This is a genomic window from Nocardioides luti (assembly GCF_014212315.1).
Lineage (GTDB): Bacteria > Actinomycetota > Actinomycetes > Propionibacteriales > Nocardioidaceae > Nocardioides > Nocardioides luti.
The window spans coordinates 2343232-2364198 of record NZ_JACKXE010000001.1 but is presented as its reverse complement, the minus strand read 5'-3'; the positions used below and the strand labels follow the sequence as shown (position 1 = coordinate 2364198).

The following is a 20967-nucleotide window of genomic DNA, read 5'->3' as shown; positions in this document are numbered from 1 at the left end:
GCTACTTCCTCAGCTCGAGGATGGTCTTGCCGATCCGGACCTGGGTGCCGAGCGTGAGCGTCGTCGGCTGGGTGATCCGGACGCTGCCGATGTAGGTGCCGTTGGTGGAGCCAAGGTCCTCGACGAACCACTGGTCGCCGGACGCGGCGATCCGGGCGTGCCGGGTGGAGACGTAGTCGTCGTCGAGCCGGATGGCCGCGTCGCTGCCGCGGCCGATCAGGATCGGGGCCTGGTCGAGCTCGGCGCGCTCGCCGGCGTTGCCGCCCTCGGTGACCAGGACGTGGGTGGGCGAGCCGCGGCGCTTGCTCGGGGGCTTGGCGGCGGCCTTGGGCGGCTTGCTGCCGCGGCCGGCGGCCCGGGAGGCCTCGGGCACGCGCGCGCCGAACATGTCGGAGCGGATCACCGAGATCGCCGACAGCACGAAGATCCAGAGGATCGCGAGGTAGGCGATCCGGATCAGGAACAGGGTGAGCTCAGACATCGATGTCCTCCTCGATGACGCGGACGGTCATCGTGGTGTTCCCGATCTTCACCCGGGTGCCGTCGTGCACCGGGGTCTGGGTGATGCGGTGGCCGTCGACCAGCATCCCGTTGGTGGAGCCGAGGTCGTGGACGGCGATGTCCAGCGGCCGGCCCTCGCCGGAGCCGGCCCCGACCACGAACTCGATGTGGCGGCGGCTGACGCCGGGGTCGTTGATCCGCACGTCGGCCTCGGTGCCGCGACCCACCACGAGCCCGGGGGACTGCAGCGGGTGGCGGGTGCCGTTGACCTCGAGCACGGCCCGGGCCCGGCGTACCTGCGTGTGGGTGGCGTTGCCGGTGACCTTCGCCTGCGCGCGGCTGCGGATCCGGAAGCGGCCGGTCGTGAGGTCCTCGGCGGGCTCGAAGGCGATGGTCACCGGGCCGGGGAAGACGTAGGACTGCTGCTCGGCGTGCTCGCGGAGCTGGTTGCCCAGCTCGTCGGCCATCGCGGTGTCGTACGGCGCCAGGCGGTCCAGGTCGGTCTGCGAGAGCTCGACGTGGAAGTCGTTGGGGACCAGGCGTCGGTCGCGGGAGAGGATCTGGGCGTTGTTGTCGCACTCGCGCTGGAGCGCGGCCGCGATCTCGACCGGCTGCACCGCGGAGCGGAACGCCCGGGCGAAGGCCCCGGAGATCATCGTCTCCAGCTTGTGCTCGAACTTCGACAGTCCGCCCACGGGCCCGCCTCCTTCCGTCCTCACCGGCCGGTCCACCAGGGGAGGTGGTCCGGTGTCGCTGTCGCGACGTACCCCGAGGTCGATCGATCCACCCCGGCGCGTCGCACAGCCCGGCGGTCGCCGGGGTCGCGACCGATCGTAACGGGGTCCGGGAGGCGCACGCTGCAAGGCCTCCGGCCGGTTTGGGAATGTCCGAGGCGCTGGGATAGCCTGAGCCCGCTTCTCGCGCGAGTGGCGGAATAGGCAGACGCGCACGGTTCAGGTCCGTGTGTCCGAAAGGACGTGGGGGTTCAACTCCCCCCTCGCGCACCACCAGCAGCACCTCGAAGGCCCCGGACCCCGTCCGGGGCCTTCGTCGTTCCCGGGCGGGTTCGCGGTGCCCGGGAATGAGGCGGGCCGGTGCGCGGTTCAGGTCCCGTGAGTCCTGTCGCGTCGATGCTGCTGATGTCGACCCCGTTGTCCTTCCTCGACGCCGCCTCGCTGCTGGACCGGTTCGGCGGGTCGTTCATCTGGCTCTCGGCCGCGCTGCTCCTCGTGGAGTGCGGGCTGCTCTTCCCGTTCCTGCCCGGTGACAGCCTGCTGTTCGCGGTCGGCCTCTTCGTCGCCGGCGGGCAGGTCGACGTGCTGGGCTCCTCGGTGCCCGGCCTGGAGCTGGTCGCGGCGCTGGCCGTCCTGGCCGTGGCCGCCCTCGCCGGGAACCTGGTCGGCTACGAGATCGGGCGAGCGCTCGGGCCGCGGGTCTACGGCCACACCGGCCGCCTGGTCAGCCGGGCGCTGCTCGACCGCGCCCGGACCTTCCTCGAGCTCCGCGGCGGGCCGACCCTGGTCGTGGCCCGCTTCGTGCCGTTCGTGCGCACCTACGTGACGCTGGTCGCCGGCATCACCCGGCTCGACCGGCGCCGGTTCGTGACCGCCAGCGCGGTCGGCGCGGTGCTCTGGACGGCCACGATCACCCTTCTCGGGTTCTTCCTCGGCTCGGTGCCGTGGGTCGGGGACAACATCGACGTCGCGATCACCGCCCTGGCGCTCTTCACCGTCGCCCCGGTCGCGCTCGAGGCAGCGCGGCGCCGGTGGCGGCACCGGCACCCGCGCCCTGTGGTGGCGGAGCCCGCGCCCGTGGCGTCCTCCTGGCGGCTGTGCGGCTGACGCCGAAGGTCCGCGCGACGTAGGAGGATCTCCGGCACCCGGTGCCGGCGATCCTCCTTTGTCGCCCGGCACGAGGCGGGGGCGATACTGGCCCGGTGAAACGCCGCCCCCGGATCAAGCCGCTGCTGCTCGTCCTGCTGATGGTCGTGATGATCAACCTGCCGCTCGTGCACAGCAGCTGGGTGAACTGGCGGGTCGAGCGGTCCGGGATCGACGTGACGGCCACCGTGACGGGCGGCGGCTCGGTGCCCGCGGCCGAGCAGCCGGAGTACCTCGTCTCCTTCCGCTTCGACAAGGACATCGACCCGCAGCAGACCGAGTGGAACGCCGAGGTCGACGAGGCCACCGCCCAGCGGGCCGTGGACAGCAAGGAGATCCGGGTCCGGGTGCTGCGCGGCCAGCCGGCGGCGTACACCGCCGAGGGCGAGGTGACGCACCGCTTCGGCCTGGTCGCCACGCTGCTGGCCGACCTGGCGCTGCTGCTGGTGCTGCTGCTCTTCTGGCGCTTCCGCGGCACCCTGCGTGCCCCGCTCGTGGCCGTCGCCATCGGCGACGTCACGCGCTGCGCGCCGGAGTCGCTGCTCGAGCGGGTCGAGGGCGACCTCTACCTGATCCGCGGCGAGGTCTCGGTCATCGAGGACGGGCGGATCACGCTGGACCTCGGCGACCGCCAGGTGCAGGTGCAGCTCGACGGCCACGCGAACCCGGTCGGCTACCAGCAGCCGGCCGAGGTGCGGGGCCGGCTGATCGGCTGAGGCGCGTGTCCGGGCAGGAGTCCGCACCGGGCACGACGACGCGCGCCCCGGCGTGGTCGCCGTGGCGGACCGTCGTCTGGTTCGGCGTGGTCAGCCTCGCGGCGGACATGGTCTACGAGGGCGCCCGCGCGATCACCGGGCCGTTCCTCGCCTCGCTGGGGGCCTCGGCCCTGCTGGTCGGCGTCGTCACCGGGGCGGGCGAGGCCGCCGCGCTGGTGCTGCGGCTGGTGTCCGGGCCGCTGGCCGACCGGAGCGGTCGCTACTGGTCGCTGACGATCGTCGGCTACGCCCTGACCGCTGTCTGCGTCCCGCTCATGGCGGTCGCGCCGTTCCTGGGCGGGGCCGGGCTGGCCTTCGGGGCCACGATGGTGCTGCTCGAGCGCACCGGCAAGGCCGTCCGCAGCCCGTCGAAGTCCGCGCTGCTGGCCCACGCGGCGCGGGCCGTCGGCCGCGGGCGCGGCTTCGCGGTCCACAAGGCGCTCGACCAGGTCGGCGCGTTCGCCGGCCCGCTCCTGGTCGCCGGGGTGATCGCGCTGACGGCGCGCACCTGGGCCGGCCTCGCGGTGCTCGCGGTCCCGGGTGCTGCCGCGATGGCGCTGCTGGTCGTCGTACGCCGTCGGGTGCCCGACATGACGGTCTTCGACGAGGAGCCGCTCGAGGTCCGGGCCTCGGCGCCGATCGAGCACCCGACCCGGCTGCCGCGGATCTTCTACGTCTTCGCGGTCTCCTGCGCGGCCAGCACCCTGGGGCTGATGACCTTCGGGATCATCTCGTTCCACCTGGTCGAGGCCGACCTGGTACGCCCGGCCGCGGTCCCGCTCGTCTACGCCCTGGCGATGGCGGTCGAGGCGGTGGCCGCCCTCGCGACCGGCTTCGCCTACGACCGGGTCGGGGCGCGGGTGCTGCTGGCGCTGCCGGTGCTCGTCGCGCTGGTGCCGCTGCTGGCCTTCGCGGACACGCTGCGGTTGGTGCTCGTCGGGCTGGTCGTCTGGGGCCTGGCGGTCGGCATCCAGGACTCGACGGTCAAGGCGCTGGTGGCGGACCTGGTGCCGAGCGGACGCCTCGCGACGGCGTACGGCGTGTTCGCGGCATTCCAGGGAGCGGCCGCGCTCGCGGGCGGGGCCCTGGGTGGCGCGCTCTACGACAACGGGGTCACGGACCTGGTGGTCGTGATCGGCGTCTGCCAGGCGGCGTCGCTGGTGCTGCTGACGTCAGTGGTCAGGCGGCGCGGCGCAGCGGGGTGACCGTGGCGGGGGCTAGATCGTCTGCCCCGTCCTCCTCGACCTCGGCCGAGACGGCCTGGCGCAGCGGGGAGACGGTCGACATCAGCACCGCGACCATCAGGATCGGCACGAGGAGCACGAAGCCCATGGTGCCGACGGTGAAGACGGTGACGAACGACATGTGAAGAGCTCCTCGAAGTCGGGGGTGGCCGGCCGGGCTGGACGGAACGGCCGGCACCCAGCCCCTACGTGCTCGATCGGGGCCCTCCTCAAACCTGGTCGGCTCAGATTGCCAACGTGGCGAGCACCACAGGGTCCTCGCAGGCCCGGCCGAAGGCCGCGATCCGGGCGCCGATCTCGCGGCCGAGGAGCCACTGGCCGACCGGCTCGGCGACCCGCCGCAGCCAGGCGGGGCGGACGGAGTAGGTGTACTTCCAGACCGCGTGGGTGCCCTCGACGCCGTTGCGGGTCTCGGGCTTGAAGCGCCAGCCGCCGCCGAACGAGTCGAAGAACCACGGCCCGGTCACCATCGTCATCCCGACCGACGTGGGCGGGCGGTAGGAGACGTACTCGCTCACCATCCGCGGGCCGACGCGGGCGCGGGTGACCGTGCGGACCCCCTTGGCGGGGAGGTCGGCGTCGACCAGCTGCTGGTGCCGGATGAAGGGGTCCCAGCGCAGGCGCACCTCGCCGGTCGTCTGGGACACGGCGAACGCCGTCGTCGGGGGCACCGGGACCCACGTCTCGGCCGTCACCTGGGGCATGACCACGAGCCTGCCACAATCGAGGTCATGCCCACCCTGAGCGACTTCTCCGCCCGCGCCCTCGACGGCTCGGAGGTCGACCTCTCGGCGTACGCCGGTCAGGTCGCCCTCGTCGTCAACACCGCCTCGCAGTGCGGCTACGCCTCCCAGCTGCCGGCGCTGCAGAAGCTGCACGACCAGTACGGCGAGCGGGGCTTCACGGTCCTGGGCTTCCCGAGCAACCAGTTCAAGCAGGAGCCGCTCGGCGACGACGAGATGGGCGCGGTCTGCGAGCGCAACTTCGGCGTGTCGTTCCCGATGTTCGCCCAGGTCAAGGTGAACGGGAAGGACACCCACCCGCTCTACCGGTGGCTGCGCAAGCAGAAGAAGGGCCTGCTGGGCGGCCGGATCAACTGGAATTTCACGAAGTTCCTCGTCGACCGCGAGGGCAACGTCATCGGCCGCTACAGCCCGACCACGGAGCCCGACGCGATCGTCGAGGACATCGAGAAGGCGCTCGCGGCCTGATGGCCAGCTTCACCGCGAGCACCTCGGCCGAGGCCGTGGTCAAGGCCGACCGGGACGCCATCTGGGCGGTCCTGGTCGACCCCGCGAAGATCGCCCGGCTCACGCCGTTCGTCCGCCGGATCACCGCCGACGGCGACGCGTGGTTCTGGGAGATGACCGGTGTCGAGGTCGTCGGCGTCGGCTTCGCCCCGAAGTTCACCGAGGCGATGACCTTCACCGACCACGACCGGATCGACTTCGAGCACGCCCCGCCCGCGGGCGCGAAGGAGAAGGCCGGGGTCCGCGGCTTCTACGTGCTCAAGGACGTCGAGGGCGGCACGCACCTGGAGACCTCGCTCGAGGTCACCGTCGAGCTGCCGCTGCCCAAGATGTCGTCGCCCGCGGTGACCTCCGCCATGAAGGGCGTGATGGCCACGATGGGCGACCGGTTCTCGCGCAACCTGCTCAAGGAGCTCGGCGTCCCCCGCTGAGGGGCGTTCTGGTCGTTGTGGTCCCCGCTCGTGCGCATGTGACTTGCTCGTAACCACGCGTGCGGACGAGAGTGCCGACATGGCCGCCACCACCTCGTCGTACTCCATCACCATGCGCCTGCACACGGCTCCCGACCACGGGATCGTCGGGGCGGTCGCCACGGCGATCGCGCAGGACGGCGGGATCGTGACCGCGATCGACGTCGCGGAGTCCAGCCACGAGCGGCTCGTCGTCGACGTCACCTGCTCGGCGAGCGACGCCGACCACGCCAAGGAGCTCGAGGTCGCGGTCGACGCGATCCCCGGCGTCGAGGTGCACAAGACCAGCGACCGGACCTTCCTGCTGCACCTCGGCGGCAAGATCGAGGTCACCTCCAAGGTGCCGCTGCGCAACCGCGACGACCTGTCGATGGCCTACACCCCCGGCGTCGGCCGGGTCAGCATGGCGATCGCCGAGCACCCCGAGGACGTCTGGCGGCTGACCAGCAAGGGCAACACGGTCGCGGTCGTGACCGACGGCTCGGCCGTGCTGGGCCTGGGCAACATCGGGCCCGGCGCCGCGATGCCGGTGATGGAGGGCAAGGCGGCGCTGTTCAAGCGCTTCGCCAACATCGACGCCTGGCCGATCTGCCTCGACACCCAGGACACCGACGAGATCGTGCGCGCGGTCGAGATGATCGCCCCCGGCTTCGGCGGCATCAACCTCGAGGACATCGCCGCGCCGCGGTGCTTCGAGATCGAGCGCCGGCTGCGGGCCTCGCTCGACATCCCCGTCTTCCACGACGACCAGCACGGCACGGCGATCGTCGTCCTGGCCGCGCTGACCAACGCGCTGCGGGTGGTCCGCAAGGAGCTCGACCAGGTCCGCGTGGTCGTCTCCGGCGCCGGGGCTGCCGGCACGGCCATCGTCACCCTGCTGATCGCGGCCGGCGTCACCGACGTCGTCGTCTGGGACCGCGAGGGCTGCCTGTCCGCCGACGACGATGCGCTGCCGCCCGCCAAGAAGCAGCTGGCCGACGTCACCAACCCGCGCCGGGTGCGCGGGGACCTCCGCGCCGGCCTGGCCGGCGCCGACGTCTTCATCGGGGTGAGCGCCCCGGGCGTCCTGAAGGCCGAGTGGATCCAGGACATGGCCCCCGACGCGGTCGTCTTCGCGCTCGCCAACCCGGACCCGGAGGTCGACCCGGCCGAGGCGGAGAAGTACGCCGCCGTCGTGGCGAGCGGCCGCTCGGACTACCCGAACCAGATCAACAACGTGCTGGCGTTCCCCGGCGTCTTCCGCGGCCTGCTCGACGCCCGCGCCTCGGAGATCACGCTCGACATGCTGCTGCGGGCCGCGGAGGCGATCGCGCACGTGGTCAAGGACTCCGAGCTGAACCCGAACTTCATCATCCCGACCGTCTTCCACCCCGACGTCCCGAAGGCGGTCGCGGCGGCGATCCGCGGCACCGCCTGAGGGGTTCGCGCCTGTCCGGGACTCAGGTCGCTCGGTCCCGCGAGCCCGTGACGTCTTCCCGGCCGATGACGCGCACGCGGGCGTCGGCCAGCTTGGCGGTTCCCGCCCGCCACCGTGTCGCGGCGCTCTCGCCGATGCGACCGGCCGAGGCCAGGTCGAGGGAGGGGTCGGCCGCGACCGTCGCCTCGCCGTGCAAGCGGTGGCCGATCCAGCGCAACCGGACGTCCTCGACCACCGCCACGCCCGGGGTGTCGACCAGGGCACGCTCCGCGCTGTCGACGAGCTCGCCGTCGACGGCGTCCATGAGTCGGCGCCACACGTCACGCGCCGCACCGCGCAGGACGACGAGGATGGCCACCGCGATGAGGATTCCCACGACCGGGTCGGCGAGAGGGAAGCCGGCGAGCACACCGAGTGCCCCGGCCACCACGGCGAGGGACGTGAAGCCGTCCGTGCGGGCGTGCACCCCGTCGGCGACGAGGGCGGCCGAGCCGATCTCGCGACCCACCCGGATCCGGTAGCCCGCCACCAGCTCGTTGCCGGCGAACCCGACCAGGCCGGCCGCGACGACCACCCAGCCGTGCTGGACCGGCGGCGGGTCCAGGAGCCGACGTACCGACTCGTAGCCCGCCACCAGTGCCGAGGCGGCGATCATCACCACGATGAAGACACCGGCGAGATCCTCGGCCCGGCCGTAGCCATAGGTGTAGCGGCGTGACGGGGGCCGGCGCGCGAGCACGAAAGCCACCCACAGCGGCAGGGCCGTGAGGGCGTCGGAGGCGTTGTGGATGGTGTCGGAGAGCAGGGCCACCGATCCCGTGAGCGCCACGAGCACGCCCTGGGCCAGCGCCGTCGCGCCCAGGACGACGAGGCCCACCTTGACCGCCCGGATGCCGCGGGCGTTCGACACGAGGGCCTCGTCCACCGAGTCCGCCGCATCGTGGCTGTGCGGACGCGCCAGCTCGGCGAGCCGGCCACGAAGACCGTGCGCACGCTCGTGGTGGTGCGCGTGGTCGTGCTGGTGGTCGTGGTCCTGGTCGGGTGGAGAGGAGGGGATCACGTCCGTAAGTATAAACAGATGTTCATGTGTTCATCTGTCCTGCGTAGGATGCGGGCATGGGACACCGTGGCGAGACTCGCCCTGAGCTCGCGACGCTCGACGCAGCGACGGCCAAGTCCGTCGCGACGACCCTGCAGGCGCTCGCGACGCCGAGCCGCCTGCTCATCCTCACCCGCCTGCACGGTGCCCCGAGCACGGTCGGTGACCTCGCGGGTGCGGTCGGGATGGAGCAGTCGGCCGTGTCCCACCAGCTGCGGTTGCTGCGCAACCTGGGCCTGGTCGAGAGCGAGCGGCAGGGTCGGCACGTCGTGTACAGCCTCTACGACGAGCACGTCGCGGAGCTGATCGAGCAGGCGATCAGCCACACCGAGCACGTGCGTCTCGCCGCGACCGACTGATCGGGGCGCCGCTCAGGACCCGCTCTCGGACGCGTAGAGCGCGGCGCCGACGATCCCGGCCTTGTTGCGCAGCGCGGCGGGGACGATCTCGGTGTCGAGGTCGAGCAGCGGCAGGAACTCGTCGGACTTCTTGCTGATCCCGCCGCCGACGACGAACAGGTCGGGGGAGAAGAGCTTCTCCAGGGTGCGGTAGTACGTCGTGAGCCGCTTCGCCCACTGCTCCCAGCTCAGGTCCTCGGCCTCGCGGGCGCTGTTGGCCGCCCGCTTCTCCGCGTTGTGGCCTTCGACCTCGAGGTGGCCGAGCTCGGAGTTCGGCACCAGCACCCCGTCGTGGACCAGCGCCGAGCCGATGCCCGTGCCGAGCGTGGTGACGATGACCAGGCCGCGGCGGCCGCGCGCCGCGCCGTACCTCACCTCGGCGAGGCCGGCGGCGTCCGCGTCGTTGACCACGTGCACGTCGCGGCCGGTGGCCTTCGTGAAGAGCGCGTCGGCGTCCGTGCCGATCCAGGACTTGTCGATGTTCGCCGCCGAGTGGACCACGCCGTGGCGGACCACACCCGGGACGGTGACGCCGACGGGGGCGCCGGAGTCGGGCAGCTGGGCGAGCAGCTCGACGAAGACCTGCGCGACCGCGTCCGGGGTGGAGGGGTGCGGGGTGGGGGTGCGGACCCGCTCGGCGGCGAAGTCGCCGGCCTCGAGGTCCACGGGCGCGGCCTTGATGCCGGTGCCGCCGAAGTCGATGCCGCAGGGGTGCTCGCTGGAAGCCATCCGCCCAATCTCGTCGGCGCGGCCGCGGGACGCAAGCCGCGACCGTCCCGGGCGCTTTACAAAAAGTGGGGGGTTGTCAAGGAGGTTGACATTCCCTAGGGTGTTGTAAAGCCCGCACCGAGGAGGCTCCCATGAGCAGCAGCATCCCGAACAGCACCGTCCCGGACGGATCGAGCACCGGCTGGACCGACCAGAAGCGCTACCTGTGGCTGATCGGGCTGGTCGTGCCGGTCCTGGCCTTCATCGGCTACGGCCTGTGGGCGCTGACCGGCTGGGGTGCCTTCTTCTGGATCGGCCCGTTCGTGATCCTGGTGGTCGTGCCGGCCATCGACCTGGTGGCCGGGCTGGACCGCTCCAACCCGCCCGACGACGTGATCGAGGCGCTGGAGCAGGACCGCTACTACCGCTGGATCACCTACCTCTTCCTGCCGATCCAGTACGTCGGCTTCGTCGGCGCCATGTGGCTCGTCGCCCACGGCGACCCGCTCGGCAACGGCGAGCTGTCCACGATCGACAAGATCGGCCTGGCCGTCTCCATCGGCTGCATCGGCGGGATCGGCATCAACACCGCGCACGAGCTCGGGCACAAGAAGGAGAGCCACGAGCGCTGGCTGTCCAAGATCGCACTGGCCCAGAGCTTCTACGGCCACTTCTACATCGAGCACAACCGCGGCCACCACGTCCGCGTCGCCACCCCCGAGGACCCGGCCTCGTCGCGGATGGGCGAGAGCTTCTACGCCTTCTGGCCGCGGACCGTCAGCGGCTCGCTGCGCTCGGCCTGGAGCATCGAGAAGCGGCGCTACGCCCGCAAGAAGCAGCACCCCTTCCGGCTCGGCAACGACGTGCTCAACGCCTGGGCGATGTCCGCGGTCCTGTGGGGGGCGCTGATCGCGTGGCTGGGCATCGGCATCACGCCGTACCTCCTCATCCAGGCGGTCGTGGGCTTCTCGCTGCTCGAGGTCGTCAACTACATGGAGCACTACGGGATGCTGCGGCAGAAGGTCGGCGTCGGCGAGCGGCAGCGCTACGAGCGGGTCGACCCGTCGCACTCGTGGAACTCCAACAACATCGCGACCAACGTGCTGCTCTACCACCTGCAGCGGCACAGCGACCACCACGCGAACCCCACCCGCCGCTACCAGACGCTGCGCGACTTCGAGGAGAGCCCGGTGCTGCCGACGGGGTACGCCGGGATGATCGTGCTGGCCCTCGTGCCGCCGGTCTACCGCCGGGTGATGGACCCCCGCGTCCTCGCGCACTTCGACGGCGACCTGACCCGCGCCAACCTGCAGCCGCGCAAGCGCGAGAAGCTGCTCGCGGCGTACCCCCCGCCGGTCCGCGACGACCGCGCCGAGGCCGGCGACGACACCGTGGCGGCGGCGCAGGCCGTCGAGGTGCTGGCGGCGTCGTGCCCGGGCTGCGACTACGTCTACGACGTGGCCGCGGGCGACGAGCACGAGGGCTTCGCGGCGGGCACCGCCTGGGCCGACATCCCCGACAGCTGGTGCTGCCCGGACTGCGGCGTGCGCGAGAAGGTCGACTTCGTGCCGCTCTCGAAGTCGGACTCGACGACGGGTGCCGCCTGATGAGGATCGTGGTGGACCGCGACACCTGCGAGGGCCTGGGCATGTGCGAGGCGATGGCGCACGAGTTCTTCGAGCTCGACGACGACGACGTGATGCACGTGCGCGACGAGTCGCCCGCCGAGGAGCACCGCAGCCAGGTGAAGGCGGCGGTCGCGTCGTGCCCGGTGCTGGCGCTCACGCTCGAGGGGTGAGCCGTGACCGTCGCGGGTGCGGCGGTGTCGGGCGCAGCGCCCGCGCCTGCGGCGGGGTGGACGGGTCCCGCCCGGGTGGTTCCTAGACTGGGGACCATGACGACCCTCCCCGGCAGCGCCGTGGCCCCCGCGGCGCCGACGATGCGCCAGCGGGTCGTGGCCGCCGGGGTGGCGCTCACCAGCGAGGTGGGCTGGGCCCGCGTGACCATGGGCAAGCTCGCCGACCAGGTCGGGGTCAGCCGGCAGACGGTCTACAACGAGATCGGCAGCAAGCCCGCGCTCGCCGAGGCGATGATCCTGCACGAGCTGGACCGCTTCCTCGGGGTCGTCACGCTCGCCTTCGACGCCCACCCCGACGACCTGGTCGGCGCGATCGAGGCCGCCTCCCGCGGCGTCCTCGAGCTGGCCCAGGACAACCAGCTCCTGCACGCGGTCGTCTCCGCCACCCACGGCGCCGACACCGAGCTGCTGCCGCTGCTCACCACCCACGCCGAGTCGCTGCTCGCCGCCGCCAAGATCGTGATCGGCGACCGGATCACGCCGTACGACGTGGGCCTCGACGACGAGCACCTCGACGCCGCCACCGACATGGTCGTCCGGCTGGTGCTCAGCCACGTGATGCAGCCGTCCGCGGACCCCGCCGACACCGCCGCCGACATCGCCTGGATCGCGCAGCGGGTGCTGCGGGGGTGAGGGGCGGTTTCACCGGGTACCCGGTGAAACTGGCGCTCCTGTCACGGAACTCCATGACACCAGCGCCAGTTTCATGACAGGAGCCCGGCCCGGCGCAACACCGCGCGGGCACCACACCCCGCGGGCGCCGGGTCAGCGCAGAAGCCTCAGCCGGCGCGCCGCGCCTGCGCCAGCTCGACCGCCTCGCGGAACGCCGCGGCGACGTAATCCGGCACCTTGAGGCCGCGGTCGCGGGCCCACAGCAGCTCGCGCTCGACGCGGGAGATCTGCTGGGCGAAGGTGCTGGCCTCGCGGTCGATGCCCAGGGTGCGCATCACCTCGCCGAAGTCGGCCTTCTGGGCGTCGTCGTTGGCGCCGACGGGGGCGAAGGAGAAGCGGCGCAGGCGCCGCACCAGCCAGTGCTGCCAGCCGGCGAGCTCGGCCCACAGGCCCTTCGCGGACAGCTGGTAGAACGCGTAGTGCCCCGGCTCCTGGCGCCGGATCGGGGCGATCACGGTCTCGGCCACCGAGGTCTCGCCCATCTCCCGGACGCCGTCGTGGAGCAGGTTGTAGGCCAGCACCGCGGAGCGCTCGGTGGCCATCCCGGTCAGGTAGTAGAGCATCCGGACCACGTCCTGGATCGCCCCGACGTGCGCCAGCGCACCGAGCACCTTGATCTTGGCGCCGACCGTGTCGAGGTCGGGCGTGGCGGGCGGGCGGCCGACGTGCACCTGGAGCTGGTCGAGGATCAGCCCGTGCTGGATCTCCTGCGGCTGCCAGACGTCGGCGTAGAAGCGCCGGTCGACCTCGGGCGGGTCGGGCAGCAGCGTGATGAGCTCGAGCACGTTGCGGTCCACCTCGAGCTCGACGCGCGCCATGTAGTCGAGGACGTGGCCGAAGCGCTGGCTGAACAGCTCGGGCCGGTGGACCGTGTAGTCGACGCTGCCGAGCTCGATCGGCGGGTGCTCGGCGCCGAGGCGCTCGACGTGCTCCACGAGGCGGGTGGTGGTCCGGGAGGCCTCGAGGAGGGTCGCGCGGGGCATGGCCCGATTCTAGTCAGGCGGTTGGCAGGTACGACGTGCTGCCGGTCGTGGGGCCTACGCTGCGGTGATGCGCGACACGGGCGGGACCAACGGGGGCGCAGGAGTCCGGCTCGGCACCCCCACGGGGCGGGCCGTGGTGGCCGCCGCCACGCTCGGCTCGGGCATGACGCTGCTGGACGGCTCGGTCGTCAACGTGGCCCTCAAGACCATCGGCGAGGACCTGGACGCCAGCCTGGCCGAGCTGCAGTGGGTGTCGAACGGCTACCTCCTCTCGCTCGCCAGCCTGATCCTGCTCGGGGGCTCGCTGGGTGACCGCTTCGGCCGGCGGCGGGTGTTCGTCTGGGGCACCGTCGGCTTCGCGGTCGCGTCCCTGCTCTGCGGCCTGGCCCCGAACCCGGAGGTCCTGATCGCGGCCCGGGTCCTGCAGGGCGTCGCCGCGGCCCTGCTGACCCCCGGCAGCCTCGCGATGATCCAGGGCGCCTTCGCCCGCGAGGACCGCGCCGCGGCGATCGGCTCGTGGTCGGGCCTCGGCAGCATCGCCGCCGCGCTCGGGCCGTTCGTGGGAGGCGCCCTGGTGGAGTACGCCGACTGGCGCTGGATCTTCCTGGTCAACCTCCCCCTGGCCGCCGTCACGGTCGCGATCGCGCAGCGCGCGGTCCCCGAGACCCGGGACCCGCACGCCTCGAACCACTTCGACCTGCTCGGGGCGGTGCTCGGCTCCGCGAGCCTGGGCGGGCTGACCTACGCCCTCATCGAGTGGGGCGGCCCGTTGGCGCCGTACGCCGGGGTCGTCGCGGTGCTCGCCGGGGTCGGCTTCGTCGTCGCCGAGGGCCGGCTGCGCGAGCCGATGCTGCAGCTCGGGATCTTCCGCGACGTCACCTTCAGCGCGGCCAACGTGATGACCTTCCTCGTCTACGGCGCACTCGGGGCGGCGATGTTCTTCCTGGTGCTCGAGCTGCAGACCGTGAGCGGGTACGGCGCCCTGGCGGCCGGCATCGCGACGCTGCCGCTCACCGTGGTGATGTTCTTCCTCGCCAAGCGGGGCGGCGCGCTCGGCGCCCGGATCGGTCCGCGGATCCCGATGACCTTCGGGCCGCTGGTGATGGCCGCCGGGATCGCGCTGCTGCTCCGGGTCGGCCCGGACGTGAGCTACTGGCTCGACGTCTTCCCCGGGATCACCGTCTTCGGGCTCGGGCTGGCCCTGATGGTCGCCCCCCTGACCTCCACCGTCCTGGCGGCTGCCCCGGACGAGCACGCCGGGATCGCCAGCGGCGTCAACAACGCCGTCGCCCGCGCGGGCTCGCTGCTCGCCGTCGCGGCGCTGCCGGTCGCCGTCGGGCTGGGCGGTGCGGAGTACGCCGACCCCGTCGCCTTCGACGCGGCGTACGACGTCGCGATCGTCGCCTGCGCGCTGCTGCTGGTCGCGGGCGGCGCGGTCTCGTGGCTGACGATCCGGACGCCGGAGCCGTCCTGACCGCCGATTCCCCGGACCGCTCCCGCTTCTTGAGCCGGGCGCCTACCCTGCAGGTGGGGAAGAGGGAGAGTCATGCGAACGGGGCGCTTGGTGGTGGCCGCAGTGCTGCCTGCACTGCTGCTGGCGGCCTGCCAGGGCTCGGACGGGTCGACGAAGGCCGGTCCGGACGACCCGGGCCCGGCTTCGACCACGGCGGTCGCCGCTCCCGAGAAGTCCGGCAGCGCGGTGCCCGCGGTGGCGGACCCGGAGCACGCGGTCGACGAGCCCGGCCCGCGCAAGGGCCAGCTCACGCTCGGCGACATCCTGGTGTGGAACCCCGACTCGCTCAGCCCCGAGACCCTCACGGCGATCAGCAGGCTGAAGGGCGTCGTCGGCGCCCAGCCCCTAGCGATGGCGCAGGTCTCGATCGAGAACAAGCTGATGAACGTCGCCGCGGTCGACCCGTCGACGTACCGCAACTTCACCCCCGCCGCGAGCGCCGAGACCCAGGACGTCTGGGACCGGGTCGCCGGCGGCGAGCTCGCGCTGGACCCGGAGCTGAAGAAGTCCGCCCCGATCACGAAGGCGGGCTACCTCCACCTCGGCAGCGACGAGCAGGCGCCGGACATCCACATCGGCGCCTTCGCGCCGCAGGTGGGGCAGGTCGACGCGGTCGTCAACGAGACCTGGATCAAGACGCTCGGCATGAAGCCCGACAACGCGATCGTCATCAACACCGGCCAGACCTCGCCCGAGTCGCTCCGCAAGAAGATCGAGCAGCTGGCCGGCAGCAAGGCGTCGGTGCAGATGCTGGACGCGGTGGCGCGCTACGGCCTCGACCCCAAGGTCCAGCAGACGGCCTTCCTGGTCGGCTCGGTCGGCGAGGCCGTCGGGACGTTCAACTACAGCGTCCTCGGGGGCGGCCGGATCGCGCCGGAGGCCTCGTGGGTGGCCGCCCACATCACCACCCAGCAGGTCCCGATCCTCGGCAACGTCACCTGCAACAAGCTGATCTTCCCGCAGCTGATCGCGGCGCTGAACGAGGTCGAGGCCCGGGGGCTGACGGACAAGATCCACCCGGGCGAGTACGCCGGCTGCTACTACCCCCGCTTCATCGCGGGCACCACGTCGCTGTCCAACCACTCCTTCGGGCTGGCGCTCGACCTCAACACCCCCGGCAACCAGCGCGGCACCGTCGGCGAGATGGACCGCGGGGTCGTCGACATCTTCAAGAAGTGGGGCTTCGCCTGGGGCGGCGACTGGCACTACACCGACCCGATGCACTTCGAGGCGGACCGGATCGTCAACCCCGGCTGAGTCTCGGGGCCTGGGAGCCGGGGTCTCGATACGGTCGCTGCGCGACCTACTCGACCATCGAGAGCCGGCGCCGGATCTCGAGGGCGGTCATCGCCATCGTGGAGCGCGCCCGGACCGGGTCCTCGGTCAGGAAGTAGTGGTCGGCGCCCGGGGTGACGTCATGGACCACCTCGGCGCCGGCCTCGCGGAGCCGCTCGGCGTACCGGTCGCCGTCGCGCCGCAGGGTGTCCCGCTCGGCGGTCAGCACGACCGCGGGCGGCAGGCCGGTGAGGTCGGCGGCGAGGACCGGCGAGGCGTAGGGCTCCGCGCGGGTCGCCGGGTCGGGGAAGTAGACGCGGCGCACGAGGCCCCGCAACGACGGCGAGATCATCCCGGCGCCGGCCGGGAGGTCGCTGGCGAGGTCGAGCGCGGGGACGCCGAGCACCTGCAGGACCGGGGTGAACGACCCGGCGTCACGCGCCTGCAGGCACACCGACGCGGCGAGGCCGCCGCCGCTGCTGAACCCGCCGACCGCGATCCGCGAGCCGTCCAGGCCGAGACCGTCGCCGTGCTCGGCCAGCCAGGCCGCGACGTCGTGGCACTGGTGCTGGGCGACCGGGTAGGCGACGTACGGCCCGGTCCGGAAGTCGACGTTCACGACCGCCACGTCGGCGGTGGCCACGACGTACCGGCACCAGAAGTCGTCCATCTCGGGGTAGCGCATCAGCCACGCGCCGCCGTGGAAGTGGACGTACGCCGGCAGCACCCGCTGCGCCTCGCCCCGCGGGCGGTAGACGTGCACGGGCACTTCGCCGTGGCGGGTCGGCACGTGGACGCGGTCCGGCGCCGGCAGGTCGGAGCCGGCGAAGCGCAGGTCCTCGCCGTAGCGGACCGTCCAGCGCGCGGTGGCGTGCATCAACGTCGCGCGCAGCCGGTCGTCGAGTCTCACGACAGCCCTTCGTCGCCGACGGCCGCAGCGGATGGGTAGCGTGCACGGCATGCGCGCAGTCCAGGTCGTCACCACCACCGGTCCCGCCGATCTCGAGATCCGTGACGTCGCGGAGCCGACGCCCGGTCCCGACGACGTCCTGGTGGAGGTGCACCGCCTCGGGATCTCGTTCCCGGACCTGCTGCTGAGCAAGGGGCAGTACCAGCTCAAGCCGGAGCTCCCGTTCACCCTGGGCGTCGACTTCGCCGGGACCGTCGTCAGCGGCGGCGGCTTCGAGCCCGGTCAGCGGGTGGCCGGCGTGGCGCCGTACGGCGCGGGCGCGGAGCTCGTCGTCAACCCGAAGGTCTCGACCTTCGCGCTGCCCGACTCGATCACCTTCGACGAGGGTGCGGCGCTGCCGATGAACTACCTGACCGCGCAGTTCGCGCTCGCCGAGCGTGGCCAGCTGCAGGAGGGCGAGACCGTCCTCGTGCACGGCGCCGCGGGGGGCGTCGGGACCGCGACGATCCAGGTCGCCAAGGGGTACGGCGCCCGCACCATCGCCGTGGTCAGCTCGGACGCCAAGGCCGAGATGGCCAAGCGGGCCGGCGCCGACGAGACCGTGCTGGTCGACGGCTTCAAGGACGCCGTGATGGCGCTGACCGACGGCCGGGGCGTCGACGTCGTGATGGACGTCGTCGGCGGCGACCTCTTCACCGACTCGCTGCGCGTGCTGGCCGCCCAGGGCCGGCTGCTCGTCGTGGGCTTCGCCTCCGGGCAGGGCATCCCCGAGGTCAAGGTCAACCGGCTGCTGCTCAACAACGTCGACGTCCGCGGCGTCGGCTGGGGCGCCTACGCGATGATGCGGCCCGGCTACATGCTCGAGCAGTGGGCCGAGCTGGTCCCGATGATGGAGAGCGGCGTGGTCAAGCCGCCGATCGGCGAGAGCTACGCCCTCGACGAGGTCGGGCGGGCGCTCGTCGACATGGACGAGCGCCGCACCCTCGGCAAGTCGGTCGTGCGGGTCCGCGACTGACGGGACTCAGAGCGGCGCCAGCGGGTGGATGTCGAGGTTGCCGTCGAGGCCGTCGCCCAGGATCCCGATGGCGCTCGCCACGTGGGGGGTGCCCATGTGGGCGTCGAGGTCGTCCTTGCCTCGCCAGGCCTCGATGGTGACGAAGACGCCGGGCTTGGCCTGCGACTCGAAGACGTCGTAGGCCAGGCAGCCCTCCTCGTCGCGGAGGCTGGCCGCGGCCAGCTCGCGCAGCGCGCCGCGCACCGCCTCGGTCGCCTCGGGCTTGGTCGGGATGGTCGCGACGACGCGCACGGCGTCGGTGGGGAGATCGGTCATGCTGGCGACCGTACCGGTTCCTCGGCCCGCCGGTTAGGGTCGGAGCGTGAGCATCCTGGATGACGCCCGTGAGGGCATGAACCCCGACATCCGTCCGCAGGACGACCTCTTCGGCCACGTGAACGGCCGCTGGCTGGACGAGGTGGAGATCCCGTCCGACCGGTCGAGCTGGGGGCCGTTCGTCCAGCTGGCCGACGTCGCGGAGGGGCAGGTCCGCACGATCATCGAGGACCTCGCGCGCACCGTGACCGAGGGCGACCCCGCGAACATCGACGAGGACGCCCGCAAGATCGGCGACCTGTTCGCCTCCTTCATGGACACCGAGACGATCGACCAGCGCGGCATCCGCCCGGTCCGGCCGCTCATCGACGCGGTCGGCGCGCTGCGCGACACTCGCGACCTGGCGGCGTTCCTCGGCGAGTTCGAGCGGGTCGGCGGGCACGGCCTCTTCGGGTCGTACGTCGACACCGACAGCCGCCAGTCCGACCGCTACCTCGTCCACCTGACCCAGGGCGGGCTCGGGCTGCCGGACGAGTCGTACTACCGCGAGGACAAGTTCGCGGGCCAGCGCGACGCCTACGTGGCCTACCTGACCAAGCTGCTCGCGCTCGGCCGCCACGAGGACGCCCCCGCGGCGGCCGCGACCGTGCTCGAGATCGACACGAAGCTGGCGGCCGGTCACTGGGAGCGCGCCGAGACCCGCGACGTGCAGAAGACCTACAACCTGATGTCGGCCGACGAGCTCAAGGAGCTCTGCCCGGCGTTCGACTGGGACGCCTACGTCACCAACCTCGGTGGCAACGCCGAGACCATCGCGCAGTCGTGCGTGCGCCAGCCGTCGTTCTTCGCGCACCTCTCGACGGTGATCGAGGAGGTGCCGATCGAGGAGTGGAAGTCGTGGATGCTCGTCCACGTGCTGCGCTCGGCGGCGCCGTACCTCACCGACGACTTCGTCGACACCAACTTCGACTTCTACGGCCGCACCCTCAACGGCACCCCGGAGCTGCGGGCCCGCTGGAAGCGCGGCGTCGCGTTCGTCGAAGGCGCGGTCGGCGAGGCCGTCGGCAAGGAGTACGTCGCGCGGCACTTCCCGCCGTCCTCCAAGGCGCAGATGGACGAGCTCGTCGCGAACCTGCTGGCGGCGTACCGCTCCTCGATCTCGCAGCTCGACTGGATGACCGACGAGACCAAGCAGCGGGCCTACGAGAAGCTCGACACGTTCCTGCCGAAGATCGGCTACCCCGAGAAGTTCCGCGACTACTCCGCGCTGCACGTCAGCGCCGACGACCTGCTGGGCAACGTCGCGGCCGCCTCGGCGTTCGAGACCGACCGCGAGCTCGCCAAGATCGGCTCGCCGGTCGACCGCGACGAGTGGTTCATGCTGCCGCAGACCGTCAACGCCTACTACAACCCCGGCACCAACGAGATCTGCTTCCCGGCCGGCATCCTGCAGAAGCCGTTCTTCAGCCCGGACGCCGAGCCGGCCGAGAACTACGGCGGCATCGGCTCGGTCATCGGGCACGAGGTCGGGCACGGCTTCGACGACCAGGGCGCGCAGTACGACGGCCAGGGTAACCTCAACGACTGGTGGACGGCCGACGACAAGGCCGCCTTCGAGGTGAAGTCGAAGGCCCTGATCGAGCAGTACGACGCCTTCGAGCCGCGGGCGCTGCCGGGCGAGCACGTCAACGGCGCGCTCACCGTCGGCGAGAACATCGGCGACCTGGGCGGCCTGACGATCGGCCACACGGCGTACGTCATCTCGCAGGGCGGCTCGGCCTCGGTCGAGGACCGGCAGAAGCTGTTCATGAACTGGGCCTACTGCTGGCGCACCAAGCGGCGTGCCGAGCAGGAGCAGCAGTACCTCACCATCGACCCGCACAGCCCGCCGGAGTTCCGCGCGAACATCGTGCGCAACCTCGACGAGTTCCACGAGGTGTTCGAGACCGCGTCCGGCGACGGCCTGTGGCTCGACCCCGCGGAGCGCGTGCGGATCTGGTGACCCGCGGCGCCCGGGTGGGCGCGGGTGGGCACTGGTGGGCCTCAGCGCGGGTCGCTGAGGTACTCCGCCAGCAGCTTCCGCGCGGGCTCGTCGCGCACCAGGTCGGGCCGCGCGGCCACGACAGGGCGCAGCGCCTCCAGCAGCGGCGCCATCGTGGTCACGCGCTGGAGGGTGATCTTGAGCGCCCGCCGGCGGCCGTGCTGGTCGGGGCCGATCAGCCACACGGCCGGGTTCCACGCCTCCGGGGTGAGCGCGCCGACCGACCCGTCGACCACCGGCCGCACCTCGGTGAGCTCGGCGAGGGCCAGCCGGTGGTGCAGGCGGCCGCCGAGGTAGGTCGTCAGGTGCTCGCGGGACACCGCGATCCTCAGGCGCAGCAGGTGCTGGGCCGCCCACAGGGGGCCGATCACGAACAGCAGCGCGATCAGCGCCGCGATCCCGGCCGCCGCGAGCGCGGGCATCTCGCCCCGCTGGCCGGCGCGCACGACCTGCACGAGTGGGTAACTGAAGAACGCGGCCAGCCCGAGCGACGCCCACGCGAGCAGGTGGCGCGGCGGCAGCGTGGTCTCGGGCTCCATGGGGGCGGAGCCTACGGCCCGTTCGCCCCCACTTCCCGGGGGAAACTGTCACTTTCCGGGTGTTGCAACACCCGGAAAGCGCCAAATTCCCCGGATATCCGGGGATCCCGACGGCCCCGACCCC

General features: G+C 72.1%; 24 protein-coding genes and 1 tRNA gene. 15 read left to right on the top strand and 10 right to left on the bottom strand.

What is annotated here, in order from left to right:
- Position 1 precedes the first annotated feature (1 nt).
- Both H5V45_RS11295 and H5V45_RS11290 read right to left on the bottom strand, forming a co-directional pair.
- On the bottom strand, positions 2-481 hold the full coding sequence (locus tag H5V45_RS11295; protein ID WP_185253008.1) for an FHA domain-containing protein FhaB/FipA: 480 nt from the start codon (positions 479-481) through the stop codon (positions 2-4).
- Positions 474-1196 (bottom strand): FhaA domain-containing protein, encoded by a 723-nt coding sequence (locus H5V45_RS11290; RefSeq protein WP_185253007.1) that lies wholly within the window; start codon positions 1194-1196, stop codon positions 474-476. The genes H5V45_RS11295 and H5V45_RS11290 overlap by 8 nt, the downstream gene beginning before the upstream one ends.
- 225 nt (positions 1197-1421) lie before the next feature.
- On the opposite strand from H5V45_RS11290, the gene H5V45_RS11285 reads away from it, so the two are divergent.
- The 4 genes from H5V45_RS11285 (at position 1422) to H5V45_RS11270 (ending at position 4341) form a co-directional block, all read left to right on the top strand.
- Positions 1422-1508, top strand: a tRNA-Leu gene (locus H5V45_RS11285).
- Between the two features lie 105 nt (positions 1509-1613).
- Entirely contained in the window at positions 1614-2342 is a 729-nt protein-coding gene (locus tag H5V45_RS11280; protein ID WP_343061526.1) for a DedA family protein, read from the top strand.
- 95 nt (positions 2343-2437) lie between these two features.
- Complete coding sequence (locus tag H5V45_RS11275; RefSeq protein ID WP_185253006.1) at positions 2438-3097, top strand: hypothetical protein; 660 nt, start codon at positions 2438-2440, stop codon at positions 3095-3097.
- Positions 3098-3102: 5 nt separating this feature from the next.
- The gene (locus H5V45_RS11270) at positions 3103-4341 is read left to right on the top strand and encodes an MFS transporter (protein WP_343061525.1); all 1239 of its coding nucleotides are present in this window, start codon (positions 3103-3105) and stop codon (positions 4339-4341) included.
- Here H5V45_RS11270 and H5V45_RS11265 read toward each other — a convergent pair.
- Positions 4316-4501 carry a hypothetical protein gene (locus H5V45_RS11265; RefSeq protein ID WP_185253005.1) on the bottom strand — a complete coding sequence of 62 codons (186 nt, stop codon included), beginning with the start codon at positions 4499-4501 and terminating at the stop codon, positions 4316-4318. The genes H5V45_RS11270 and H5V45_RS11265 overlap by 26 nt on opposite strands.
- A 103-nt stretch (positions 4502-4604) precedes the next feature.
- A complete protein-coding gene (locus tag H5V45_RS11260) occupies positions 4605-5084 on the bottom strand; it encodes an SRPBCC family protein (protein WP_185253004.1) in 480 nt (159 codons plus the stop codon).
- A gap of 27 nt (positions 5085-5111) precedes the next feature.
- On the opposite strand from H5V45_RS11260, the gene H5V45_RS11255 reads away from it, so the two are divergent.
- From H5V45_RS11255 to H5V45_RS11245, 3 genes are all read left to right on the top strand, one after another.
- On the top strand, positions 5112-5591 hold the full coding sequence (locus tag H5V45_RS11255; RefSeq protein ID WP_185253003.1) for a glutathione peroxidase: 480 nt from the start codon (positions 5112-5114) through the stop codon (positions 5589-5591).
- Positions 5591-6061, top strand: a complete 471-nt coding sequence (locus H5V45_RS11250) for an SRPBCC family protein (protein WP_185253002.1) — start codon at positions 5591-5593, stop codon at positions 6059-6061. Before H5V45_RS11255 ends, H5V45_RS11250 begins: the two co-directional genes overlap by 1 nt.
- A gap of 79 nt (positions 6062-6140) precedes the next feature.
- Positions 6141-7517, top strand: a complete 1377-nt coding sequence (locus H5V45_RS11245; RefSeq protein ID WP_185253001.1) for an NAD-dependent malic enzyme — start codon at positions 6141-6143, stop codon at positions 7515-7517.
- A 22-nt stretch (positions 7518-7539) separates the two neighbouring features.
- Here H5V45_RS11245 and H5V45_RS11240 read toward each other — a convergent pair whose 3' ends face one another.
- The gene (locus tag H5V45_RS11240) at positions 7540-8577 is read right to left on the bottom strand and encodes a cation diffusion facilitator family transporter (protein ID WP_343061524.1); all 1038 of its coding nucleotides are present in this window, start codon (positions 8575-8577) and stop codon (positions 7540-7542) included.
- 56 nt (positions 8578-8633) lie between these two features.
- Here H5V45_RS11240 and H5V45_RS11235 point away from each other — a divergent pair, with 56 nt between their 5' ends.
- Positions 8634-8975, top strand: coding sequence for an ArsR/SmtB family transcription factor (locus H5V45_RS11235; RefSeq protein WP_185253000.1), 342 nt, complete (start codon positions 8634-8636; stop codon positions 8973-8975).
- Positions 8976-8987: 12 nt separating this feature from the next.
- Here the strand turns inward: H5V45_RS11235 and ppgK are convergent, their stop codons facing one another.
- On the bottom strand, positions 8988-9743 hold the full coding sequence (gene ppgK, locus H5V45_RS11230; protein WP_185252999.1) for a polyphosphate--glucose phosphotransferase: 756 nt from the start codon (positions 9741-9743) through the stop codon (positions 8988-8990).
- A gap of 131 nt (positions 9744-9874) precedes the next feature.
- Between ppgK and H5V45_RS11225 the strand changes: the two genes are divergently transcribed.
- From H5V45_RS11225 to H5V45_RS11215, 3 genes are all read left to right on the top strand, one after another.
- Positions 9875-11329 carry a fatty acid desaturase gene (locus tag H5V45_RS11225; RefSeq protein WP_185252998.1) on the top strand — a complete coding sequence of 485 codons (1455 nt, stop codon included), beginning with the start codon at positions 9875-9877 and terminating at the stop codon, positions 11327-11329.
- Positions 11329-11520, top strand: coding sequence for a ferredoxin (locus H5V45_RS11220; RefSeq protein ID WP_185252997.1), 192 nt, complete (start codon positions 11329-11331; stop codon positions 11518-11520). The genes H5V45_RS11225 and H5V45_RS11220 overlap by 1 nt, the downstream gene beginning before the upstream one ends.
- A 96-nt stretch (positions 11521-11616) precedes the next feature.
- A complete protein-coding gene (locus H5V45_RS11215; protein WP_185252996.1) occupies positions 11617-12213 on the top strand; it encodes a TetR/AcrR family transcriptional regulator in 597 nt (198 codons plus the stop codon).
- Positions 12214-12359: 146 nt separating this feature from the next.
- Here H5V45_RS11215 and H5V45_RS11210 read toward each other — a convergent pair whose 3' ends face one another.
- Positions 12360-13235, bottom strand: coding sequence for a GTP-binding protein LepA (locus tag H5V45_RS11210; RefSeq protein WP_185252995.1), 876 nt, complete (start codon positions 13233-13235; stop codon positions 12360-12362).
- A 67-nt stretch (positions 13236-13302) separates the two neighbouring features.
- Between H5V45_RS11210 and H5V45_RS11205 the strand changes: the two genes are divergently transcribed.
- Together H5V45_RS11205 and H5V45_RS11200 are read left to right on the top strand one after the other, a co-directional pair.
- Positions 13303-14709: an MFS transporter gene (locus H5V45_RS11205; RefSeq protein WP_185252994.1), complete on the top strand. Its 1407-nt coding sequence runs from the start codon at positions 13303-13305 to the stop codon at positions 14707-14709.
- A gap of 90 nt (positions 14710-14799) precedes the next feature.
- The gene (locus tag H5V45_RS11200) at positions 14800-16005 is read left to right on the top strand and encodes a M15 family metallopeptidase (RefSeq protein ID WP_343061523.1); all 1206 of its coding nucleotides are present in this window, start codon (positions 14800-14802) and stop codon (positions 16003-16005) included.
- 46 nt (positions 16006-16051) lie between these two features.
- Here the strand turns inward: H5V45_RS11200 and H5V45_RS11195 are convergent, their stop codons facing one another.
- Positions 16052-16933: an alpha/beta hydrolase gene (locus tag H5V45_RS11195; protein ID WP_221633987.1), complete on the bottom strand. Its 882-nt coding sequence runs from the start codon at positions 16931-16933 to the stop codon at positions 16052-16054.
- 49 nt (positions 16934-16982) lie between these two features.
- Here H5V45_RS11195 and H5V45_RS11190 point away from each other — a divergent pair, with 49 nt between their 5' ends.
- Positions 16983-17948 (top strand): NADPH:quinone oxidoreductase family protein, encoded by a 966-nt coding sequence (locus tag H5V45_RS11190; RefSeq protein ID WP_185252992.1) that lies wholly within the window; start codon positions 16983-16985, stop codon positions 17946-17948.
- A gap of 6 nt (positions 17949-17954) precedes the next feature.
- On the opposite strand, the gene H5V45_RS11185 is transcribed toward H5V45_RS11190, so the two are convergent.
- A complete protein-coding gene (locus H5V45_RS11185; protein ID WP_185252991.1) occupies positions 17955-18263 on the bottom strand; it encodes a putative quinol monooxygenase in 309 nt (102 codons plus the stop codon).
- A 46-nt stretch (positions 18264-18309) separates the two neighbouring features.
- On the opposite strand from H5V45_RS11185, the gene H5V45_RS11180 reads away from it, so the two are divergent.
- Entirely contained in the window at positions 18310-20265 is a 1956-nt protein-coding gene (locus H5V45_RS11180) for a M13 family metallopeptidase (protein WP_343061522.1), read from the top strand.
- Positions 20266-20306: 41 nt separating this feature from the next.
- On the opposite strand, the gene H5V45_RS11175 is transcribed toward H5V45_RS11180, so the two are convergent.
- Entirely contained in the window at positions 20307-20843 is a 537-nt protein-coding gene (locus H5V45_RS11175; protein ID WP_185252990.1) for a hypothetical protein, read from the bottom strand.
- Between the last annotated feature and the right edge of the window lie 124 nt (positions 20844-20967).